Source organism: Psychrobacter pocilloporae (assembly GCF_029872915.1).
GTDB classification, from domain to species: Bacteria; Pseudomonadota; Gammaproteobacteria; order Pseudomonadales; family Moraxellaceae; genus Psychrobacter; species Psychrobacter pacificensis.
In genome coordinates, this window is record NZ_PGFT01000001.1 from 1,408,997 (window position 1) to 1,429,495 (window position 20,499).

The 20,499-nt window shown below is 44.2% G+C and carries 18 protein-coding genes; 10 read left to right on the forward strand and 8 right to left on the reverse strand.

Annotated elements, in window-relative coordinates; all coding sequences use genetic code 11:
• Positions 1 to 11: 11 nt before the first annotated feature.
• The gene (tolR, locus tag CUR83_RS06110) at positions 12 to 473 is read right to left on the reverse strand and encodes a protein TolR (RefSeq protein ID WP_058025343.1); all 462 of its coding nucleotides are present in this window, start codon (positions 471 to 473) and stop codon (positions 12 to 14) included.
• Complete coding sequence (gene tolQ / locus CUR83_RS06115; RefSeq protein ID WP_058025342.1) at positions 470 to 1,192, reverse strand: protein TolQ; 723 nt, start codon at positions 1,190 to 1,192, stop codon at positions 470 to 472. Before tolQ ends, tolR begins: the two co-directional genes overlap by 4 nt.
• A gap of 548 nt (positions 1,193 to 1,740) precedes the next feature.
• Between tolQ and CUR83_RS06120 the strand changes: the two genes are divergently transcribed.
• The 4 genes from CUR83_RS06120 to CUR83_RS06135 all read left to right on the forward strand — a co-directional run bounded on the left by CUR83_RS06120 (position 1,741) and on the right by CUR83_RS06135 (position 8,583).
• Positions 1,741 to 3,036, forward strand: coding sequence for an NCS2 family permease (locus tag CUR83_RS06120; protein WP_284719304.1), 1,296 nt, complete (start codon positions 1,741 to 1,743; stop codon positions 3,034 to 3,036).
• A 709-nt stretch (positions 3,037 to 3,745) separates the two neighbouring features.
• Positions 3,746 to 6,994: a bifunctional proline dehydrogenase/L-glutamate gamma-semialdehyde dehydrogenase PutA gene (putA, locus tag CUR83_RS06125; RefSeq protein ID WP_284719305.1), complete on the forward strand. Its 3,249-nt coding sequence runs from the start codon at positions 3,746 to 3,748 to the stop codon at positions 6,992 to 6,994.
• A gap of 11 nt (positions 6,995 to 7,005) precedes the next feature.
• Positions 7,006 to 7,698: a 1-pyrroline-5-carboxylate dehydrogenase gene (locus CUR83_RS06130; protein WP_071001423.1), complete on the forward strand. Its 693-nt coding sequence runs from the start codon at positions 7,006 to 7,008 to the stop codon at positions 7,696 to 7,698.
• A gap of 228 nt (positions 7,699 to 7,926) precedes the next feature.
• Entirely contained in the window at positions 7,927 to 8,583 is a 657-nt protein-coding gene (locus CUR83_RS06135) for an IS1595 family transposase (RefSeq protein ID WP_189586920.1), read from the forward strand.
• Between the two features lie 27 nt (positions 8,584 to 8,610).
• Here CUR83_RS06135 and CUR83_RS06140 read toward each other — a convergent pair whose 3' ends face one another.
• Positions 8,611 to 9,783, reverse strand: coding sequence for a JmjC domain-containing protein (locus CUR83_RS06140; RefSeq protein WP_284719306.1), 1,173 nt, complete (start codon positions 9,781 to 9,783; stop codon positions 8,611 to 8,613).
• A 130-nt stretch (positions 9,784 to 9,913) separates the two neighbouring features.
• On the opposite strand from CUR83_RS06140, the gene CUR83_RS06145 reads away from it, so the two are divergent.
• Positions 9,914 to 10,099, forward strand: a complete 186-nt coding sequence (locus tag CUR83_RS06145) for an NF038104 family lipoprotein (RefSeq protein ID WP_284719307.1) — start codon at positions 9,914 to 9,916, stop codon at positions 10,097 to 10,099.
• A gap of 4 nt (positions 10,100 to 10,103) precedes the next feature.
• Here the strand turns inward: CUR83_RS06145 and CUR83_RS06150 are convergent, their stop codons facing one another.
• The 3 genes from CUR83_RS06150 to mnmA form a co-directional block, all read right to left on the reverse strand.
• A complete protein-coding gene (locus tag CUR83_RS06150; RefSeq protein WP_284719308.1) occupies positions 10,104 to 10,742 on the reverse strand; it encodes a DUF2238 domain-containing protein in 639 nt (212 codons plus the stop codon).
• Positions 10,743 to 10,774: 32 nt separating this feature from the next.
• Complete coding sequence (purB, locus tag CUR83_RS06155; protein WP_277077430.1) at positions 10,775 to 12,166, reverse strand: adenylosuccinate lyase; 1,392 nt, start codon at positions 12,164 to 12,166, stop codon at positions 10,775 to 10,777.
• Positions 12,167 to 12,378: 212 nt separating this feature from the next.
• Positions 12,379 to 13,491, reverse strand: a complete 1,113-nt coding sequence (mnmA, locus tag CUR83_RS06160; RefSeq protein WP_414706370.1) for a tRNA 2-thiouridine(34) synthase MnmA — start codon at positions 13,489 to 13,491, stop codon at positions 12,379 to 12,381.
• A gap of 374 nt (positions 13,492 to 13,865) precedes the next feature.
• Here mnmA and ispF point away from each other — a divergent pair, with 374 nt between their 5' ends.
• From ispF to CUR83_RS06185, 5 genes are all read left to right on the forward strand, one after another.
• Positions 13,866 to 14,369, forward strand: a complete 504-nt coding sequence (gene ispF, locus CUR83_RS06165; protein ID WP_186474662.1) for a 2-C-methyl-D-erythritol 2,4-cyclodiphosphate synthase — start codon at positions 13,866 to 13,868, stop codon at positions 14,367 to 14,369.
• A 117-nt stretch (positions 14,370 to 14,486) separates the two neighbouring features.
• Positions 14,487 to 14,837 carry a Grx4 family monothiol glutaredoxin gene (gene grxD / locus CUR83_RS06170; RefSeq protein ID WP_057759647.1) on the forward strand — a complete coding sequence of 117 codons (351 nt, stop codon included), beginning with the start codon at positions 14,487 to 14,489 and terminating at the stop codon, positions 14,835 to 14,837.
• A gap of 266 nt (positions 14,838 to 15,103) precedes the next feature.
• Positions 15,104 to 15,643, forward strand: coding sequence for a hypothetical protein (locus CUR83_RS06175; RefSeq protein WP_186474661.1), 540 nt, complete (start codon positions 15,104 to 15,106; stop codon positions 15,641 to 15,643).
• Between the two features lie 260 nt (positions 15,644 to 15,903).
• Positions 15,904 to 17,799, forward strand: coding sequence for a tRNA uridine-5-carboxymethylaminomethyl(34) synthesis enzyme MnmG (mnmG, locus tag CUR83_RS06180; protein WP_186474660.1), 1,896 nt, complete (start codon positions 15,904 to 15,906; stop codon positions 17,797 to 17,799).
• Between the two features lie 240 nt (positions 17,800 to 18,039).
• Positions 18,040 to 18,999 carry an AEC family transporter gene (locus CUR83_RS06185; protein WP_277077856.1) on the forward strand — a complete coding sequence of 320 codons (960 nt, stop codon included), beginning with the start codon at positions 18,040 to 18,042 and terminating at the stop codon, positions 18,997 to 18,999.
• 99 nt (positions 19,000 to 19,098) lie between these two features.
• Here the strand turns inward: CUR83_RS06185 and CUR83_RS06190 are convergent, their stop codons facing one another.
• Together CUR83_RS06190 and CUR83_RS06195 are read right to left on the reverse strand one after the other, a co-directional pair.
• Complete coding sequence (locus tag CUR83_RS06190) at positions 19,099 to 19,269, reverse strand: hypothetical protein (RefSeq protein WP_186474658.1); 171 nt, start codon at positions 19,267 to 19,269, stop codon at positions 19,099 to 19,101.
• Positions 19,270 to 19,299: 30 nt separating this feature from the next.
• A complete protein-coding gene (locus CUR83_RS06195) occupies positions 19,300 to 20,319 on the reverse strand; it encodes an LLM class flavin-dependent oxidoreductase (protein ID WP_186474657.1) in 1,020 nt (339 codons plus the stop codon).
• Positions 20,320 to 20,499: the final 180 nt, after the last annotated feature.

Sequence of the window (20,499 nt, forward strand, 5' to 3'; positions counted from 1 at the left end):
AGAAGGTATAGCTATTGGAGTGATGGCGTCGGTAAAGGCGCACCAGTCAATAACCCTACTTTTTCAATACCTGCCTGCTGCAAAGTTGCCATGAGCGTCATGATAGCGCCATATTGGTTATTTTGATCAGCATTAATCATCACTTGCAATGGCTCAGTGTTGGTATTACCGCTCTGAGACTGTAAGTTGGATAAAGTGTTAATTAGCTCAGGCTCACTAATAGGCAAGTCGATATTATTTTCATAACTGATAAAAATCTCGCCCTTGTCAGTCAATGAGACAATGACGGGCAACTGGCTCTGACTCATGGTATTGGTTTGCTCTTTTGGCAAATCAACATCGACACCTGTAATGAGCATGGGTGCGGTCACCATAAATATCACCAATAGCACCAGCATAACGTCGATGTAGGGAACGACATTCATCTCTGCATTCAGCGCTTTTTTCTCACGGCGATAGGGGTTTGGTTTCATAGCCCATTCACCTGAGTGGCACTCACTTGCGTCTCTCTAGCAACGGGGATTTGCACACTGGTCTCGCGCTGTAGCATGCCTGTCATCTCGTCACAGAATAGTGCTCGTGAATCATAAAGACGGCTAGATTTTGCCGTAAAATGATTGTATGCCAATACAGCAGGAATAGCGGCAAACAAGCCCATGGCTGTCGCAATCAGCGCCTCAGCAATACCAGGCGCGACAGAGGCTAGGGTGGCTTGCTCGGTTTGCGACAGTCCCAAAAACGCGTTCATGATGCCCCAAACGGTTCCAAACAGTCCAATGTAAGGAGCCACCGAGCCGATACTCGCTAGCGTCGTCAGCCCTGACTCGAGTAATTGCTGCTGACGGCCCAAGCCGACGCGCAGTTTACGTTCAACACCGTCGATGATGTCATCTTTAGGTTGACGCTTTTTATGCATTCTCAGGTACTCTGAAAATCCCACATAAAAAATCTGCTCAAGTCCTTGGCGATCAGGTGAGCCTTGTACGCCTTGATACAGCTTTGCTAAATCTTCGCCTGACCAAAACCAAGTCTCAAATTGTTGATCAAAGTTTTTGGCTGTACCGAGCCGCGCACTCATACGGAAAATAATGACCCAACTGAACAAAGAGGCTAATAGCAATAACGCCATCACAATCTGTACCAATAGACTGGCTTGGGTAATAAGATCAATAATATTTAATGATTCAGGCATGTAATGGACTCACGGATAATTGACAACAGCTGGTTTAAATAAAGACATCCAAACCAAACGAACCCTAAAAATAATAAGCATACTTTATCGTTGAATCTTAAGCGCAGTAAAGATCTCGGCAATCGGGTTTAGTAAGAGACTATTTGAGACCACGCTCAACCACTGAGACATCAACATAATAACCTGTTAGTTTACTTCTAAATAAAAGAAACGTCATTATTAATGTGTTAACCAGACAAAAAGTACGATACATCAAATATTTTAACAATATAGTGGCAACACGCCCTACTAGTATACATAAATGATTTGAGCTAGAGACTATAAGAAAATTCAAATTTGTATAGACTTTTTATCGTTATAAAAGTGGTGTTTTTAATTGCTTTTTATACGAGTTAGACATTATCAGCGATTGAGTTTGTAAGACAACTCGTCTAATATGTTACGCTTTGTTACTACATTATTCTTACTGCGGCATCGCCATTTTGCTGAGGTCATGTTTAGTTTTAGGTAGTGGTGATTTTTTATTAGCCAGTTGGGGGCGAACACTTATGAATGCAATTGAACGCTATTTTGGGATTAATGGTGACAATACCACGATCAAAACAGAAATCGTCGCTGGTATAACCACGTTTTTGACGATGGCTTATATTATCTTTGTTAACCCTAATGTCTTAGCCGATGCAGGTATGGACAAAGGGGCCGTATTTGTCGCAACCTGTGTGGCCGCAGCAGTCGGTTGTTTCATCATGGGTATCTATGCCCGACTACCAGTGGCATTAGCGCCAGGCATGGGACTTAATGCTTTCTTCACCTATGGCGTGGTCTTAGGTATGGGGTATGCATGGCAAACCGCGCTGGGTGCGGTGTTTTTGTCAGGTTGTATCTTTGTTCTATTAAGCCTCTTTAAGATTCGTGAGGCAATCATCAATGCGATTCCAAACTCTCTCAAAAACGGCGTAGTCGCTGGTATTGGTGCATTCTTGGCTTTTATTGCTTTGCAGAGTGCAGGTATCATCGTCAATCATGATGCGACCTTGGTTGCTCTTGGTGATATGACGTCATTTGGTTCTGTATTGGCATCTCTAGGTTTTGTCGTCATTATTGGTCTGTCTTATAAAAGAGTCCCAGGTGCGGTAACCATTGGTATTTTGCTGGTTGCTCTGATTAGTTTGCTAATGGGCTATACACAGTTTAACGGTATCATATCTGCACCGCCTTCTATCGCGCCGACACTGATGCAGCTCGATATCGCTGGCGCATTTGATGTGGGTATGATCAGTGTGATCTTCGCTTTCTTATTTGTGGACTTATTTGATACTGCAGGTACGCTCATTGCAACCACTAGCCAAGCCAAGTTGACTGACAAAGATGGCAATATTCCTAATATGGGCAAGGCGCTATTAGCAGACTCAACAGCGACAGTTGCAGGCTCTTTACTTGGTACGTCATCGACAACCAGTTATATCGAAAGTATCTCTGGTATTGCCTCAGGTGGCCGTACAGGATTGATGGCAGTCACTGTTGGTGTGTTATTTTTACTAAGCATTTTCTTTTCTCCATTAGCCGGTATGATCCCAGCCTACGCGACGGCCGGTGCCATATTTTATGTTGCCGTACTGATGATGGGCACCCTAAAAGACATCGACTGGAGCGACTTAACAGAAGCGGCGCCTGTTGTAGTTGTATTGCTGTTCACGCCGCTGACGTACTCTATCGCTGATGGCATCGCACTTGGTTTCATTACCTTTACGGCGGTCAAAGCGATCTCTGGTAAGTTTGCTGATATCAGCATTGCTGTATGGCTTTTGACTCTTGTGCTATTGGTTAAAATTATCTTCTTATAAGGCGTACTGCGCTAGGTATGAGACCTAACCATACAACCCTCTTTATCACTTGATGGTAAAGAGGGTTTTTATTATTTGGAGATGGTACTTAGCTTACTAGTGAGCCCAAAATTGTTACGATTAAAACTCAAAATTTTGGTAATAATTAATCAGTAATAGTAAACTAAAAAATATAACCAAAGCGTCATGACTGAAAAATTGCTTGTAAATATTTGTTTTTTAAAGAAAAATTAATTTTTAAAAATAAAAAAAAGCGTTAGTTTGAATTTTTTTTTCATGATATTATAGCCGAGTTAAGCGCATCACCTCAATCAACGCCGTAGAGGTTTTTCTTACAGTGAATTTGCACATTTAAGATGGTATGTTTGGGCTTGTTTAAGTGATTTTTTATCACTTCATTCAAGCGATATTTGTCCATCACACTCCTTTCACTACTAACAAGAAGAAGGCACTAATGCCGCTTAATTTTTCGTTGTTGCCTTTGTATTGTTAACGTAGCCCGTTTAACAGTGGAACGACCTACTTAACCATCTCCAGCATGTGCTGGATTTTCTAGTTTTGTGATGGCGCCGTTTGGTCTTTTGATTATTGCTGTGAATATCCTTCCATAACCTCTATTTTGATAGCGGTTACGAGCAGTTATGCAGGACGATCAGACTTCCTAAAGCACCATTTATTATGGTTTTTAAACGATAGTTATGGAGTTGTTATGAACCCAGTAGACCAGTTTACCCCGCAAGAGCCGATTTTATTCAATCCTGTTGATATGCTGTCGCCAGAGTATCTTGCCCAGCCAATAGAAGAGTTATATAAGCGTATTTCGCCATTGTATAGCGTTGATGAGCAGCGTTGGTTGTCTGATTTATTGCCCCTTGCTAAGCCTAGTGCAGAGGAGCGTGATGCTGCCGCTGAGCAGACACGCAAGCTGGTTGAGCATGTCCGCAACGATGGCAAAGCCGTCAAGATGGTTGACTCTTTATTGTTAGAATATAGTCTTGATACCCAAGAAGGTATCTTGCTGATGAGCCTAGCAGAGGCATTGATTCGTGTGCCAGATAACTATACGGCTGATGCACTTATTCACGATAAAATGAGTGTGGCGGATTGGAAAAAACACATCAAAAATGACAATGGCTTTATGGTCAACGCCTCAACATGGGGTATGATGATGACAGGCCGTGTGGTCAGTATTGACAGCAGTACCACTGCCTCAGGTTTCTTGGATCGTATGACCAAAAAGATGGGAGAGCCTGTCATTCGTAGTGCCATGCAAAAAGCCATGCGCATCATGGGCCACCAGTTTGTATTGGGTGAGACCATTGAAGATGCCAACAAAAACAGCCAGCCATACCGTAATAGAGGCTATACCTATTCGTTTGATATGTTAGGTGAAGCGGCTATCACGCATCGAGATGCTGAAAAATACTTCAATGACTACTTGCATGCGATCAAAGCGACGGCCAACGTCAAAGTCAAAGAAGGTATGCCTAAGCCATCAGTATCTATCAAATTGTCTGCGCTGCATCCTCGCTATGAAGCGACACAAGAAGCTCAGGTCATGGGTCTATTGCGTCAACGCTGCTTGCTCCTTATTGAAGCGGCACGCGAGGTCAATGTTGATCTTAGTATTGATGCCGAAGAAGCGGATCGTCTTGAGATTTCTTTAAAACTGTTTGAGTCTCTATACCGTGATAACTCAACAGCTGGTTGGGATGGCCTAGGTATCGTTGTACAAGGTTATTCTAAACGTGCTATTGTTGTATTGGCTTGGCTTGCTCGTTTGTCTTCTGAAGTAGGCGATCGCATTCCAGTACGTCTGGTAAAAGGCGCTTATTGGGATACTGAGATCAAACTTGCTCAGCAAAAAGGTCTATCAGGCTATCCAGTTTGGACACGCAAAGAAGGTACAGATACCGCATATCTTGCCAGTGCGCGTTTCTTATTATCAGACCATCTGCGCGGTCTTATTTGGCCACAGTTTGCGACGCATAATGCGCACACACTGTCTTCAATCATGACCATGAGCACCCATAAAGAGTTTGAGTTCCAGCGTTTGCACGGTATGGGTGATGCACTTTATGACCATATTTTGCAAGCTTATGAGATTCCTGTACGTATCTATGCACCAGTTGGCGCGCACAAAGACTTGCTACCATATTTGGTACGTCGTTTGTTAGAGAACGGTGCCAACAGCTCGTTTGTCCATCAGTTATTAGACAAGTCGTATCCGATTGAAAAACTAACTGTGCATCCATATGACAAGCTACTTGCCAACCCAACCTTGCACAACCCAGATATCCCGCTACCACTAGAGATTTATGGTTCGCGCCGTGCAAGTTTTGGCCCCAACATATTTGTAGAGTCACAATGGCTACCGTTCAAAGCCGCTATTGATAGCCATCTCAATAAAAAATGGTCAGCGACACCTATTATCAACGGCCAAGCAATTAATGAATATGAAGTAGATGGCGTCACCCATCAGCTTGATGCGCAGCCTGTACTTGCGCCTTGGAATCATGACGTAAGCGCTGGTGAAGTCAAATATGCCAATGCAGAATTGGCTCGTCAAGCGATTGATGTGGCTGTCGCTGGTCAAAGCATGTGGCAGAACGTGACAGTGGCCAAACGTGCAGCAATACTGCGTAAAATCGCTGAGCTATTTGAAGAAAACTACGCTGAGCTAATGGCACTATGCCAAGTCGAAGCTGGTAAGACTATGCAAGACAGCATCGATGAAATCAAAGAAGCCGTTGATTTCTGTCGTTTTTACGCTGATGAAGCAGAGCGCCTAGACGATGTCGTGCATGAGTTTACAGATTTGTCTGGTAAGCCATCGCGTCAAGTTTATAAACCACGTGGCACTTTTGTGTGTATTAGCCCATGGAACTTCCCATTGGCTATCTATACGGGTCAAATCGTGGCGGCACTGGCAGCAGGTAATACGGTAGTCGCTAAGCCTGCTGAACAAACCAGCTTGATTGCTCATTGTGGTGCGCAACTCATGTATCAAGCGGGTGTACCAGCAGAAGCACTACAATTGGTGACAGGTGCCGGTGATGTGGGCAGAGCGCTAACGGCTGCTGATAACATAGCAGGTGTGATATTTACTGGCTCAACGCAAACTGCTCAGCGCATCAATCAAAGCTTGAATGATCATGCACAAGCGAGCGGCGAGCTGCCTGTATTTATCGCTGAGACTGGCGGTCAGAACGCGATGATTGTTGATTCAACAGCACTGCCAGAGCAAGTCGTTAAAGACGCTGTTCTATCTGCATTTGGTTCAGCAGGTCAGCGTTGTTCAGCTTGTCGTATATTGTGCGTGCAAGATGAGATGGCGGATGATTTGATCGAGCTATTGCAAGGCAATATGGCTGAGCTTTCTGTTGGCAATCCACTATACGCTGCCACAGATGTAGGTCCAGTCATTGATGCTGATGCCAAAAATGGTTTAGAGGCCCATATCGCGCGTATGGATGCTGAGCCAACCGCGACTATTTTGGCTCAAACCCCAATGAGTGTAAGCTCAGTGGTCAGCCAAGAGAAGTCTACCTTTGTATTACCAACCGCAATCGAGGTAAGCAGTATTGATGTGATTGGTGGTGAGCACTTTGGTCCAATCCTGCACGTATTGCGCTATAAGGCACGTGATCTGAATAAGCTGATTGACGCTATCAACAACACAGGCTTTGGTTTGACGATGGGTATTCATAGCCGTATCGAAAAAACTGTTGAGCATATCGAGCGCCGTGCTTTTGTAGGTAACACTTATATCAACCGTAACCAAATCGGCGCGGTCGTAAACGTCCAGCCATTTGGTGGTTGTGGTCTGTCTGGTACTGGCCCGAAAGCAGGTGGCCCGCACTATGTTGCGCGTCTGATGCAGCTTAGCTCAGAATCAAATGGTAGCAACCAAACAAATGTTAACACCCAAACAACCACTCAAACAGAACTCGCATAAGGAGTAGCAACATGGCGACTGAATTCAAAAAAAATCATGCCCAGGTTTGTGAATCTTGGCGACTACTTGGCGCGGTCAATCGCGCAACGTACCTAGAGGCGGCAATTCCAAAGTTGTCTCTATTGACTGGTGATGCCAACAAAGCAAAGCGTTTATTCAATCACCTATTGAACGCGGCGCCAAGCTTAGATGAGACGCATCGTATGACTGGTGCGACAGGTGAGTCAAACGACTTGTACGTCACTGGTCGTGGTAAGACAATGGTCGTTGGTGGCGAATCAGCCAGAGCAATGGCCGTACTAGGTCAGCTTGTGGCTGCATTATTGACTGGTAATGAAGTCATACTGCATTGCCCAAGCCAAAATGAGATGTGCAATGAAGCCGCTAAAATCCTGTACGATACGGGTATTAGCGAAGATGTATTGAGCGTGGCTAATGACTCGCAAACCATCACACTTTTATACATTGATCGTCTTGCTCAGGTGGCCGTTTCTGGCAGTCGTAGTGAAGTACAAGCCATCAGTCAAGAGCTTGCAAAGACAGATGGTATTTTGACTCAAGTCATCAGTGTCACTGATATGGAAGGACTGTCTGAGATGTTAACGCCTGATTATCTGCATCGTTTTGTCACTGAGCGTGTTAAGACGATTAACACCACAGCGATTGGTGGTAATGCTAGCTTGCTTGAGCTTGGTACAGAGTAATAGTATTAACGACCAACACGTTTAGTGTTTATAGTGGTTTTAATAAATACTAAGCGGCGTTTGATACATCATTATGAGTATTGAACGAGTAATTGTGTAATATGCATAAGAAAAAACCGCTATCTGAGTAATTATCAGATAGCGGTTTTTTTATTGTGCATTATTCAGCTAAAATTTGATGATTATGTTTGGGGCTGTAGTAGATAAGCACTATGCTAGACTACTTTTATGAAGATAACCCATTGTAAACTAAGTAAAAAAATACAGCGAAGGCTGTTAGAGTTTTTTACGGCTGAAGTGACTGCTAGAACAGCCGCAGATTTGCTTAATATCCAGCCTAACAGTGCTGCACTTTTTTATCATAAAATAAGACTTGTGATAGATTACCATCTCTCATTACAAGCTGATGAGCTTTTTGATGGTGAGGTCGAATTAGATGAAAGTTACTTTGGCGGTGTACGCAAAGGCAAAAGAGGTCGCGGGGCTGCTGGTAAAACCGCTGTATTTGGGATTCTAAAACGAAACGGTAAGGTGTATACCATTGTCGTAGCAGACACCAAACAGACTACTCTAATGCCTGTTATTAAGCGTAAAATCAAGCCTGACAGCTTTGTTTATACGGATAGCTATCGAAGTTACAATGCACTGGATGTGAGCGAGTTTAAACATTTCAGAGTCAATCACTCTAAAGAGTTCACTTGCGGTAAAAACAATCACATCAATGGCATTGAGAACTTCTGGAATCAGTCTAAACGAACACTCAGAAAGTATAATGGAATCGATAAGAAGAACTTCCATTTATTTTTAAAAGAATGTGAGTTTAGATTTAACTATGGTTCACCATCTAATCAGCTAAAATTCCTGAGAAAATGGTGTGATATTTAATCCTTATCTACTACAGCCCCTTATGTTTTATTCAGTCATATTGACCCATATCCAACCGTTTTCTAACCATTCGCTTAAATCATCTGTATCGATATCCTTCACATCACTATATTGTAATGGCTCTCCATCAGCCAAACGTACCAACACTGCTATTGCTGCATCATCAAGTCCATCGAGACGCTGCCCATTGGCATACAGCACAATACCATTACCAGTTTTGTTATAGAGTAGGCGATTGCTATAGTCCGCTTGCAATAGCGCACCTTCAGACAAGGCTTGTACAAGCTCATCGGTGCCCAGTGTTTCCTCTGGCATCAGCGCATCGTATTGGCGCTTACTCACCACCTCAGAGACTGCTTGACGAATCATATCATCACCGCGCTCAGATTGTAGCATCTCTAGCAATTGCGCTTTGATAGCAGCAACACTGTCTGCTTGTAATTCGCCTGATGCTTGTAGCGCTTGCGGCAGTAGCATAGGGATAAATAACTGGCTGTCATTGGTTGCAATATCTGCCACACTGTCGATGATTTGCATCAAGTTTGGACGACGACAGCCAAACGAGAAAGTCAGACAGTCATCTTGTGCCACCCCAAAGTGCGATAATTTAGGCGGTACATAAAGCACATCACCCGCTTCTAGTATCTCATCAAAGATAAGCTCACCCATATCGTCAAACAAGCGAATAGGCTCATCAGCAACAAACTCTGTCTGCTCATCACAGAATTTGCCCAACTGCCAGCGCCGTGAACCATAGCCTTGTGCCAAAAATACATCGTAGTCGTCATAATGCTTACCAACCGATCCTCCTTTAGGGGCATAAGAGACCATGATATCATCACGTTGCCACTGCGGAATAAAGTCAAATGCTTGCCACAACTGACCGAGCTCTGGTGACCATTGCTCTAGGTTTTGCACAAGGACTGTCCACTGCGCTGGCAGGTTGTCAAAATCAGTCTCGCTCAGTGGGCTTTTTTTGAGTTGCCACTGCGCTTGACCTTCTTTTTTACTGGCTGCTTGGGTTAGCAAGCGTGCGCTAGCATCTTCTTCAAGGGCAAGACCCATCATATCATCGGGCTCAAACATATCGATCAGCTGCGGTAAGCCTTGCTTGATAAGCAGTGGTTTTTTCTGCCAGTATTCAGCCAAAAACTGCTCAGGCGTAATAGAGTCGGGTAGACAAAGAGGAATAGAGGTCATGGGCAAATCCATATTTTAAATACGTACAAGATTGATAGTAAGGGATGCTTTATAAGAAGGGATTAATCGTTTATGATGATCACCTATCTGATGGCTATCATCAGAGCAGCCATCGAATCGTAGGAAAGTTATGAAAAAATTACATTTTGTTGTCATTATTGCCAGTGTGTTTTTCTTGCAAGCTTGTGTCCATAAAATCGTCACCGTACCTGCCAAAATCGCCTACAAAACCACTAAAGGTGTGGTCAAAGGCACTGTCGCGGTCGGTAAAGCCATCATACCAGGTGACAGTGATGATGATAAAAAGGACGATTAGTCACTTAATTAGATACCACTTGGTTTTGACGAGTTTCAAATAGCATAATAACTGCCGCAATTAGCCCACCGAGTAATGCTAAAGCCATATCTTTGTGGGCGTCCCATATATCACCCTGCTGACCATTATAAGCTTCGGCAGCTTCTGGAGATAACGTCATTGCAATGCTCCATTCGAGTAATTCGTAGAGCAGACTTGATGACATATTAATCATGAGAGCAAGTGCGATGAGTAGTTTGACAGATTGAACGTTAAAGATAGTCTTTGAGATATCTACCATCGCATTGAACAGTAAAACCCCGTAGCTAAAATGCACAAGACGATCGTACATATTACGCTGCCAGTCAAATAATTCATCCAAACGTAAACCAAACAGCTGATCTATCCAATCATCGTAGGGCACGTATGAGTATAAATAGCGTGCGCCTACGATGTGAATAATTAAAAATAACGCCGCGAGCACATAGGAGCGTGAGCTAACATAGCGATAGCGATAAGCACCTAGCATTAATGCCAAAAAAAGCAGCGTACCTAGCTGATGTAACAGGTAGCTCGACCACTCTAGAGGCTCAATGCTTGCCAGTACCATAACGATGAATACCGCAATTGTACTAGCAAGCACAGACTTATTATCCTGACGCATATTGGACGCAGATCGCCATTAAAGCCTGACAGTTATAGTTTGGCAATCCAATCTTTAATAGCACGTGCTTGCTCAGCGGCATTACCGATATAAGTAGCAGGCGTCAATGCACGTAGGCGTTCTTTATCCACATCGCTAACAGCCGATAGCTCATCGCTTTCAACAAAGGTTAGCATGGCTTCACGAGTCATGGCATTACCGCGAGTCAAGGCTTTTAGTTTTTCATACGGGTTTTCAACACGGTAGCGACGCATGACCGTTTGAATCGGTTCTGCCAACACTTCTTGCGCTTGATTCAAGTCGTCATTTAAACGCTGTGCATTTAGCTCAAGTTTACCTACACCTTTTAGGCACGCATCAAAAGCAATCATGCTCTGTGCTAGGCCAACACCGATATTACGTAATACGGTAGAGTCTGACAAATCACGCTGCATACGTGAAATCGGTAACTTCTCACCCAAATGGGCCAGCATCGCATTGGCAACGCCCAAGTTGCCTTCAGAGTTTTCAAAGTCAATTGGATTAACTTTATGCGGCATGGTAGAAGAGCCAACTTCACCGTCTCTTAGGCGCTGTTTAAAATAGCCTAAGCTGATATATTGCCAAATATCACGGTTAAAATCGATCAAGATGGTATTGAAACGCTTAACAGCATCAAACAACTCAGCGATATAGTCATGTGGTTCAATTTGAGTCGTATAAGGGTTAAAGGTTAACTCTAGACGCTGATTGATAAATGCTTCAGCATGACTCTGCCAGTCGACGTCAGGATACGCTGAAAAATGCGCATTGTAATTGCCAACGGCGCCGTTGATTTTACCCAATAACTCTACTTGATTGATTTGCTTGATTTGACGAGCAAGGCGGTAGGCCACGTTTGCCATCTCTTTACCCAATGTCGTTGGACTGGCTGTCTGACCATGTGTACGTGATAGCATTGGTTGATCAGCATGAGCAATCGCTAAGTCAACGATGCTATCAGTCACTTGCTGCATTTTGGCAACGACAAGCTTGCGGCTGTCTTTGAGCATCAATGCATACGATAGGTTATTGATATCTTCACTGGTACAGGCAAAGTGAATAAACTCAAGAGAATCAATCAAGGCATCCTGACCTCGGAACTTGTCCTTGATAAAGTACTCAACCGCTTTTACATCATGATTGGTCGTCGCTTCGATGTCTTTGATCGCTTGGGCATCGGCTTCACTAAAATCATCAACGATTGCATTCAAAAAAGCGTTGGTCTGGTCATCAAATGCTGCTAATTCACCAATTGCGCTGTTGTCAGCTAAAGACTGCAACCAGCGAATCTCTACCGTAACGCGGGCTTTGATTAGACCAAATTCAGATAAATAAGGACGTAAGCTGTCAGCCTTTGATGCGTAACGACCATCAATTGGAGAGAGAGCGGTAAGTGGGGTCATGGTTGTGCCTCAGTAGTTATGAAATAAAAAACTGCAAGAGTCTAGATAAAAAATTACCATATAAAAAACGGCGTCGAAATCGTTGCGCGTAATATAGCAGAAATATGATATTAAAAAAGCGGTCTATGCAAATAAAGCGATGTTGACCCTCGTCAAAATAAATCTATTTACTGCATCAACATCTGTGCTTTAAGTTGGGTGTTAGGAAGCAATTAAAATCCACATGGTGCATCGATAGATTCAATCACGCCGCCGCCTAAACATACTTCATCGATATAAAATACCGCTGACTGTCCAGGAGTGACAGCGCGCTGCGGCTCATCAAATACCACTCGAACCTCACTGCCATCAGCATTGGTCGCAAACACGCGGCACGCTTGATCAGGCTGGCGATAGCGAGACTTCTCCATACAGGCTAAGCCTTCGTCGCTAAACACATCCGCAGGTGGTAAACCATCAATCCAATCGAGCTTATAGGCTTTTAGCTCGTTGCTCATTAGCATGGGATGTTCATGCCCTTGACCGACGATTAAACGATTTTTCTCTAAGTCTTTTGCCAATACAAACCACGGCTCCTCGGGACGGTCTTTGACACCGCCAATGCCGATGCCGCCGCGCTGACCCAATGTGTAATACATGAGGCCATCATGAGTATCGATGACTTTATTGTCATCAGTAAGTATCTCGCCTTTTTGGGCAGGCAAGTACTGTTGTAGGAAATCTTTAAAACGGCGCTCACCAATGAAGCAAATACCGGTTGAGTCTTTTTTCTTCGCGGTCACTAAATCATGCTCTTCTGCGATGCGGCGTACTTCAGGTTTTTCTAGCTCACCCACAGGGAACAAGGTCTGCGCGATTTTGTCACCGCCGACCGCATGCAAAAAGTAGCTTTGGTCTTTATTGTTATCAAGGCCGCGCAGTAGCTGGGCAACTTCTGTGCCATCAGCGTTACTATAGTTGACACTGCGGCGCGTATAGTGACCGGTCGCGATATAATCTGCACCAAGCGTCAACGCATAGTCTAAAAACGCCTTAAACTTAATTTCTTTGTTGCACAAAATATCAGGGTTTGGGGTGCGTCCTGCTTTATATTCTGCCAAAAAGTGCTCGAATACGCGATCCCAATATTCCATTGCAAAGTTTGCGGTGTGCAGTTTGATGCCAATTTTGTCACAGACCGCTTGCGCGTCCGCGAGGTCATCCATTGCTGTACAGTATTCGGTGCCGTCATCTTCTTCCCAGTTCTTCATAAACAGCCCTTCAACCTTGAAGCCTGCCTGCTGAAGTAATACGGCTGATACAGAAGAATCGACCCCACCTGACATACCGACGATCACATGCTTGGTGCTAGGATTTTCGACATCAGCAAGTGTTAAAGGGCGATGAGCATTAAAAGACTCAGAAACGGTTGTGCTTGAAGTGTATTGTATGGCTGACATAAAACGGCTCAACTATTTATACGTTATCCAAAATACATGCCGACGCCAAGCGTTATGCAATCACTACAATACGTAGTGTCAGCACAACAACGTCAGCTTGTCTTCTGGATCTGGTATTATGATAAAATAAACGTCATATTATACCAGTTAATTGAAACTGGTGGCGACCGATGGTGTCTGGCTACTCGTAAAACCACTTTGAAAATTCAGATAGTGGTTTTGAATTATTTTAATCACCTTTAACTCATCTTGGAATAATAATGATAAAAATTGGTCAAGGTATCGACGTTCATGCTTTTCATAATAATGGTCAGCAGCAACAATATGTCATTCTAGCGGGCGTGCCGATTGAGCATTCTCATAGTTTGCTCGCACACTCTGATGGGGATGTGGTCTTGCATGCATTGGCTGATGCGCTGCTGGGCGCACTTGCACTTGGCGATATTGGGCAGCATTTTCCTGATACCGATGCGGCACATGCTGGATTGGATTCAAGGATTTTGCTGCGTTATGTTTATAGTAAAGTGCAAGAGGCTGGTTATAGTATAGGCAATGCTGATATCACGGTGATGTGTGAACGTCCAAAGCTGGCACCGCACAACAAAGCGATGCGCGCTAATATCGCGAGCGACTTACAAACGGATATTAGCAATATCAGTGTAAAAGCCACCACGACTGAAAAATTGGGATTTACGGGTCGTCAAGAAGGCATCATGGCCAATGCCGTGGTATTATTAGTCCCTAATACTGTTGAACCTACATAGATCGAAATTCGTGCTTGTAATACAGCGGCAGTCGCCCCATGTATCAACCACGTCTTTACACAATTATTTTTATATAAATAATCATTTTAATGAACCGCTTTATCAATAGGAGCTTTTATGAGTGAGCAAACCCCAAACACTGCTGCAAACGACGTTGAACAATTGATCCGTGATCAAATCCGTGACAATAAAGTCATTATCTACATGAAAGGCACACCGCAATTTCCGCAGTGTGGTTTTTCAGCGCGCTCTATCGAAGTGTTGACTCAGATTGGTCGTCCATTTGCGTTTGTAAACATTTTAGAAAACCCAGAAATCCGTGCAACGTTGCCAAAAATTGCGAACTGGCCAACTTTCCCACAATTATGGATTGATGGTGAGTTGATGGGCGGATCAGACATCATCTTGCAAATGTATCAATCAGGCGAGCTAAAGCCATTGGTTGAAGCAAACAGCCCTGCTGCTTAATACTTAAAAGTGTGAATTGGATGTATTTAATGTCCAATTATTCTTTGTAAGATACGAGCACAGCAAACCCAAGTAGTCATTAATGGCTATTTGGGTTTTTTTATTATTGCTATTAGTGTCACTAATACTCTATCTATTCTTGTCCTTACTAGTATTTCCACGCGCCTATGTCATTAGGCTTCGTTGTTTTTAGGGGATTTACCCCCATATATTGTCGAAGATACCAGCGATATAAATAATAATTATCAGATAATTAAGAGAGCTTTATGAATAACCAAACCAGTGAACAGTTAAATGAGCAGAGAGAAGCGGCTGAGCAGGCGGCGATTGAAAAGCGTCGTGAGCGTTTAAAAAACGAATCTACGCGGATCATTGAGATTGCTAACAATGAGTCATACTCAGCACTGAAGTGTATTCATCAGCTTAGTGTGGCGGGCGGTGCAACTGAAGCGACCTATATCGCTATTGAACAGCGCATTGTTGTGGACCAAGATCCAGCAGGTGCTTATCACTTGGCATTGTTGGCTCAAAACACGCCAGATTTGCCAATCGATGCTCGTCAACTTATCGAATTAGTAGTCAACAAGGGTGATAACCATCAGCGCTTGGCCTTGCTCAAAAACTTACCATTACCGCCAGTTGAGCTTATCAAAGCGCAGATTTTAGCGAGTGAGGATGGTGAGGCGATTGGTCAAATGAATGCCTATCTACAGATAAACCCAGAAGGGTATGGTAGCCATCATATGCTGTCTAGCGGTCAATCGGATCAGATCGTACCCTTGAGCCGTGGAAACAGTAATAACTAAGAGATCATTACGAACTCAAAAGCTAACAACCAAAGTGATGCTGGCGTAAGTATCTTTGCGCTTAATTATAATAGTTTTTATCCTAGCGTTTTTTAAGCGTGAAAAAATTGTTATAATGATGGGTTATTCAACCAATTATGAACGATTTATCTGAGTCGTTATCTTTTTTATAAATACGACTGACGTTTATTTGCTGATGGTTTTCTTATTTGAACACAAGATACGTCAATCAGCAGCGTTATGAGTCAAGTGAGGCACACATGCAATACCCAAAACATTACGACGTGATAGTAATCGGCGGTGGTCATGCTGGTACAGAAGCTGCTTTGGCGGCTGCACGTATGGGCGCTCAGACCTTATTGTTGACCCATAATATCGAGACGCTTGGTCAGATGAGCTGTAATCCCGCGATTGGCGGTATCGGTAAATCGCATTTAGTGCGTGAGATTGACGCATTAGGCGGCGCAATGGCGCTAGCAACGGACAAAGCAGGTATCCAGTTTCGTGTACTAAACAGCCGTAAAGGCGCTGCTGTGCGTGCCACACGTGCGCAAGCAGACCGTATCTTGTATAAAGCGGCTATTCGTCATACGTTAGAGAATCAACCAAACCTAGATATATTTCAGCAAGCCGCTGATGATATCTTAGTAGAGAATGGCCGTGCGACAGCTGTTGTGACCTCTACAGGTATTATTTTTAAGACCGAAACAGTCGTATTAACCTCAGGGACTTTCTTGGGCGGCGTCATTCATATTGGTCTAGAAAACTCAAATGGCGGGCGTGCAGGCGATCAGCCTTCTATCAAGCTCGCCGATCGCTTGCGTGAGCTGAAATTGCCAGTAGGTCGCCTAAAAACAGGCACGCCAGCACGTATCGATGCACGTAGCGTTGATTTTAGCGTGATGACGGTACAACCTGGTGATACGCCGCTGCCTGTCATGAGCTATATGGGTGATGTTTCTATGCATCCTGAGCAAGTCAACTGCTATATCACGCATACCAATGCGCGTACTCACGATATCATCCGTGAAAATCTTGATCGCTCGCCGATGTTCTCTGGCAAAATCGAAGGCGTAGGCCCGCGTTATTGTCCATCTATCGAAGATAAAATTCATCGTTTTGCGGACAAAGATAGCCATCAGATCTTTATTGAGCCAGAAGGCTTGACCACGCATGAGCTGTATCCGAATGGTATCTCAACCAGTTTGCCGTTTGATGTGCAGTTAGATTTTATTCATAGCATGAAAGGGCTTGAGAACGCCCATATCACGCGTCCAGGCTATGCAATTGAATATGATTATTTCGATCCACAAAACCTCAAGCCCACGCTTGAGACCAAATCGATTGATCGTCTGTACTTTGCGGGTCAGATCAATGGTACGACTGGCTACGAAGAAGCGGGCGTGCAGGGTTTGCTAGCAGGGACCAATGCCGCATTGGTGACGACCAACAATAGCGAGTTTGACACGTGGACCCCGCGCCGTGATGAAGCGTATCTTGGCGTACTTGTGGATGATTTGATCACCCATGGTACGACCGAGCCTTATCGTATGTTTACGAGCCGTGCAGAGTATCGTTTGCTGCTACGTGAAGACAATGCCGATCAGCGCTTGACAGAGACGGGTCGCAAGCTAGGGCTGGTAGATGATGTGCGCTGGCAAGCATATCAAGAAAAAATGGAGGCGATCTCGACAGAGACGTCACGCCTAAAAGACATGTGGGCCACGCCGACAAATACCTTGGGTCAGAAACTATCTGAGCAGACAGGTGAGGTACTCTCTAAAGAATCGACTGCCTTTGATTTGCTCAAGCGTCCGCAGATACGTTTTGCTGATATCGCGGCTATTACTGACTCAACCGTTGATGCGCAAGTAGGAGAGCAGATCGAGATTTCTGTCAAATATGCCGGCTATATCGATCGTCAGCAAGAAGATATTGATCAAATGAAGCGCTTAGAAAACACGGCGCTACCGCTAGATTTTGATTATAGTGTGGTATCAGGGCTATCAAACGAGATTGTACAAAAACTCACGCAAGTTCGTCCTGCGACGCTAGCTCAAGCTGGACGTGTCAGCGGTGTCACACCTGCGGCCATACAGTTATTGGCGATGACGGTCAAAAAACATAAAAAAGCAAAGGCTGCGCTTGACTCGTAACAGTAGTATGCTAAAGCCTTTTATAACAAAGCATCCATGATATAAAAAGCCCGTAATAATATTTTATTGCGGGCTTTTGTTTATTGAAAAACCACTCTATTATCGAAATAAAGTCTCATTCAAACTTGTCTTACTTGCTGCTTTGTCTCTATACTAGGTCGTAAAATCTGATTATTACTTATTAAATTTTCTTGTTGATGCTCATATCATGATGGGCTTGTCACCGAATTGAGCCTATTTATGATTGATGCTATTGTTTTTGCTATTACTATTGTATTCCCCAACCTTGCTTTGATGTGGTTGGGTTTTTTTATGCAAAGACGTGGCGAGGCGAGCCAAAGTTTCATTGATCAGGCATCCAGCTTTGTTTTTAACTACTGCCTGCCTTGCTTGCTATTCTTTAGCGTGGTCGATAGCGATGTTGATTATGGTCAGCAAGTTAAGCTAATTTTTGTTGGTATTTTGGTGACATTTGTCCTGTTCTTTGGGGCGGAGCTGTATGCCAAACGCTTCATCAAACGTCCTGCCGACCAAGGCGTGTTCGTACAAGGTATTTTCCGTAGCAACATGGCGATTATTGGCCTTGCAACCGTTGCCAATGCTTATGGTGAGCGTGGTTTAAGTATTGGTGCCGTTTACATGGGCGTAGTCACCATATTGTTTAATATTTTAGCGGTCATTACGTTAAGTCGTGTCTCTAAAAGTGTGGATGATACTTTGATCAGTCGCAGTATTATGATCATCAAAAAGGTATTTACCAACCCACTTATTTTGGCATTGCTATCAGCATTCGCTTATAAGGCATTGCCATTGCCACCGCTTACAGGCGTTATTCATACAACGGGTGATCTATTAGCAGCGGTTGCATTGCCGCTGGCACTAATTTGCGCTGGTGCTAGTATTGATTTGAAATCGATGCTGAGTGCCTCAGGGTTATCTATGCAGGCAAGTATTGGTCGGATTGTGATTGCACCCACCGTCGCCATTGCGATTGGTTTGGCATTTGGTTTATCAGGCGTCCATATGGGCGTGTTATTCTTGATGGTGGCATCACCAGCCGCAGCGGCCAGTTATGTCATGGCAAAAGCGATGGGGGGTAATGACATATTGGCGGCCAATATTTTGGCGTTTACGACGGTGGTTGGTATGTTTGGCATGGCGTTTGGTGCGGCCGCCTTACGTGCGCTTGGTTTGATGTAGCTTATATAGTCAGTGCTTTGTTGGACATAGCGTCAACTGGTCGTTGTAATACTAAAACCCCCCTTTTTTCTATTTTGAAAAAAAGGGGGGGGTTGAATGTCAATTTATATTGTCTCGGTTACGTTTTTCTTCTCGACGTTGCTTACGCTTAGGACTGGTACGATAGGTCAGATATCCACCGATAGCCATGACTGCAAGAAATGCCAAGATATACATAAATATCGACGAGCCAATCATAAGTGATGCACCGATAACCGCAGTTGCTTCCATGTCAAAAATCCAGTTAAGGTTTGGCAATAATTATGCAAGTGTCTCATTTGATTGTAAAGTAAATAAGTTTAGCTCCGGTGTAAGTTCAAGTGAACGAATACGCGCTGCTTGATTATGTACATTAGCGGTTACAATCAATTCATCTGGTTGATGGGTTGCCAAAAACGCAGCCAATTTTGGTTTGACTGTCTCGACAGAACCAATGAATGAAACTGACAGCGCATTATCTACCATCATTTTTTCTGCTTGGCTCCAGATGCTGTCCATATCGTGCGTAGGTTTTGGCATTTGACCTGTCTCACCACGGCGCAAACGTACAAAGCTCTGCTGTGCTGAGGTAAAGTGATACTGAGCAGTCTCATCGTCGTCAGCCAGTAACAAGTTTGCAGCCAGCATGACATAAGGCTTATCTAAATAGGCAGACGGTTTGAACTGCTCACGATAGGCTTTAATTGCTTGTCCTAGCATTTGCGGTGCAAAATGTGAGGCAAACACATAGGGCAGTCCTAAATGCGCGGCTAAGGTCGCACCAAATAGGGACGAGCCCAATATCCAAATAGGGACGCCTGATCTGGCGCCAGGGAACGCTTGTACAGGGCTGCCATCTGTATCATTGCCCAAGAAGTACATCAGTTCTTGGACGTCTTGTGGAAAACGCTCGGCGTCTTGCATTTGGCGGCGCAGTGCCTGAAACGTCGCCCCATCAGTGCCAGGTGCGCGTCCTAAACCCAAGTCAACACGGTCGCCATAAAGCGCTTGTAAGGTGCCAAACTGTTCAGCGATGACCAGCGGGGCGTGATTAGGTAGCATCACACCGCCTGCCCCAATACGGATACGCTCGGTTTGGCTACCGATGTGCGACAGCAATACTGAGGTTGCTGCACTGGCGATACCCGGCATATTGTGATGCTCAGCCATCCAATAACGGTTTAGACCAGATCTTTCTGCTTGCTGTGCGGTTTCAACCGTTTGGGCGATGCCTTCAGCGATGGTATGGCCTTCAGGTACAGGTGCGAGATCTAAAAAAGATAAAGGGATTTTGTTATTCATAAATTATCCAGTAGAGTGACTAATTATTTTCTCTTGATATGCTTGTCACCATTACCGATTTCAAGCCGTGTGACCAAGCAGTAACAATTCACAACAAAGCGCCATTAGTGGGTAGTAGGTATAGCTAGCAAAAGATAAGGCTGCCGATAAGCTTGTTATCAAACATATCTATATCAAAAG

Bases quoted from the DNA above. Each gene is read 5' to 3' on its own strand.
- CUR83_RS06175 (WP_186474661.1), top strand. From the start codon at position 15,104: ATGAATAACCAAACCAGTGAACAGTTAAATGAGCAGAGAGAAGCGGCT.
- tolQ (WP_058025342.1), bottom strand. From the start codon at position 1,192: ATGCCTGAATCATTAAATATTATTGATCTTATTACCCAAGCCAGTCTA.
- CUR83_RS06140 (WP_284719306.1), bottom strand. From the start codon at position 9,783: ATGACCTCTATTCCTCTTTGTCTACCCGACTCTATTACGCCTGAGCAG.
- ispF (WP_186474662.1), top strand. From the start codon at position 13,866: ATGATAAAAATTGGTCAAGGTATCGACGTTCATGCTTTTCATAATAAT.
- CUR83_RS06135 (WP_189586920.1), top strand. From the start codon at position 7,927: ATGAAGATAACCCATTGTAAACTAAGTAAAAAAATACAGCGAAGGCTG.
- tolR (WP_058025343.1), bottom strand. From the start codon at position 473: ATGAAACCAAACCCCTATCGCCGTGAGAAAAAAGCGCTGAATGCAGAG.
- CUR83_RS06185 (WP_277077856.1), top strand. From the start codon at position 18,040: ATGATTGATGCTATTGTTTTTGCTATTACTATTGTATTCCCCAACCTT.
- purB (WP_277077430.1), bottom strand. From the start codon at position 12,166: ATGACCCCACTTACCGCTCTCTCTCCAATTGATGGTCGTTACGCATCA.
- CUR83_RS06150 (WP_284719308.1), bottom strand. From the start codon at position 10,742: ATGCGTCAGGATAATAAGTCTGTGCTTGCTAGTACAATTGCGGTATTC.
- CUR83_RS06195 (WP_186474657.1), bottom strand. From the start codon at position 20,319: ATGAATAACAAAATCCCTTTATCTTTTTTAGATCTCGCACCTGTACCT.
- mnmA (WP_414706370.1), bottom strand. From the start codon at position 13,491: ATGTCAGGTGGGGTCGATTCTTCTGTATCAGCCGTATTACTTCAGCAG.
- CUR83_RS06130 (WP_071001423.1), top strand. From the start codon at position 7,006: ATGGCGACTGAATTCAAAAAAAATCATGCCCAGGTTTGTGAATCTTGG.
- putA (WP_284719305.1), top strand. From the start codon at position 3,746: ATGAACCCAGTAGACCAGTTTACCCCGCAAGAGCCGATTTTATTCAAT.
- CUR83_RS06190 (WP_186474658.1), bottom strand. From the start codon at position 19,269: ATGGAAGCAACTGCGGTTATCGGTGCATCACTTATGATTGGCTCGTCG.
- CUR83_RS06120 (WP_284719304.1), top strand. From the start codon at position 1,741: ATGAATGCAATTGAACGCTATTTTGGGATTAATGGTGACAATACCACG.
- grxD (WP_057759647.1), top strand. From the start codon at position 14,487: ATGAGTGAGCAAACCCCAAACACTGCTGCAAACGACGTTGAACAATTG.
- CUR83_RS06145 (WP_284719307.1), top strand. From the start codon at position 9,914: ATGAAAAAATTACATTTTGTTGTCATTATTGCCAGTGTGTTTTTCTTG.
- mnmG (WP_186474660.1), top strand. From the start codon at position 15,904: ATGCAATACCCAAAACATTACGACGTGATAGTAATCGGCGGTGGTCAT.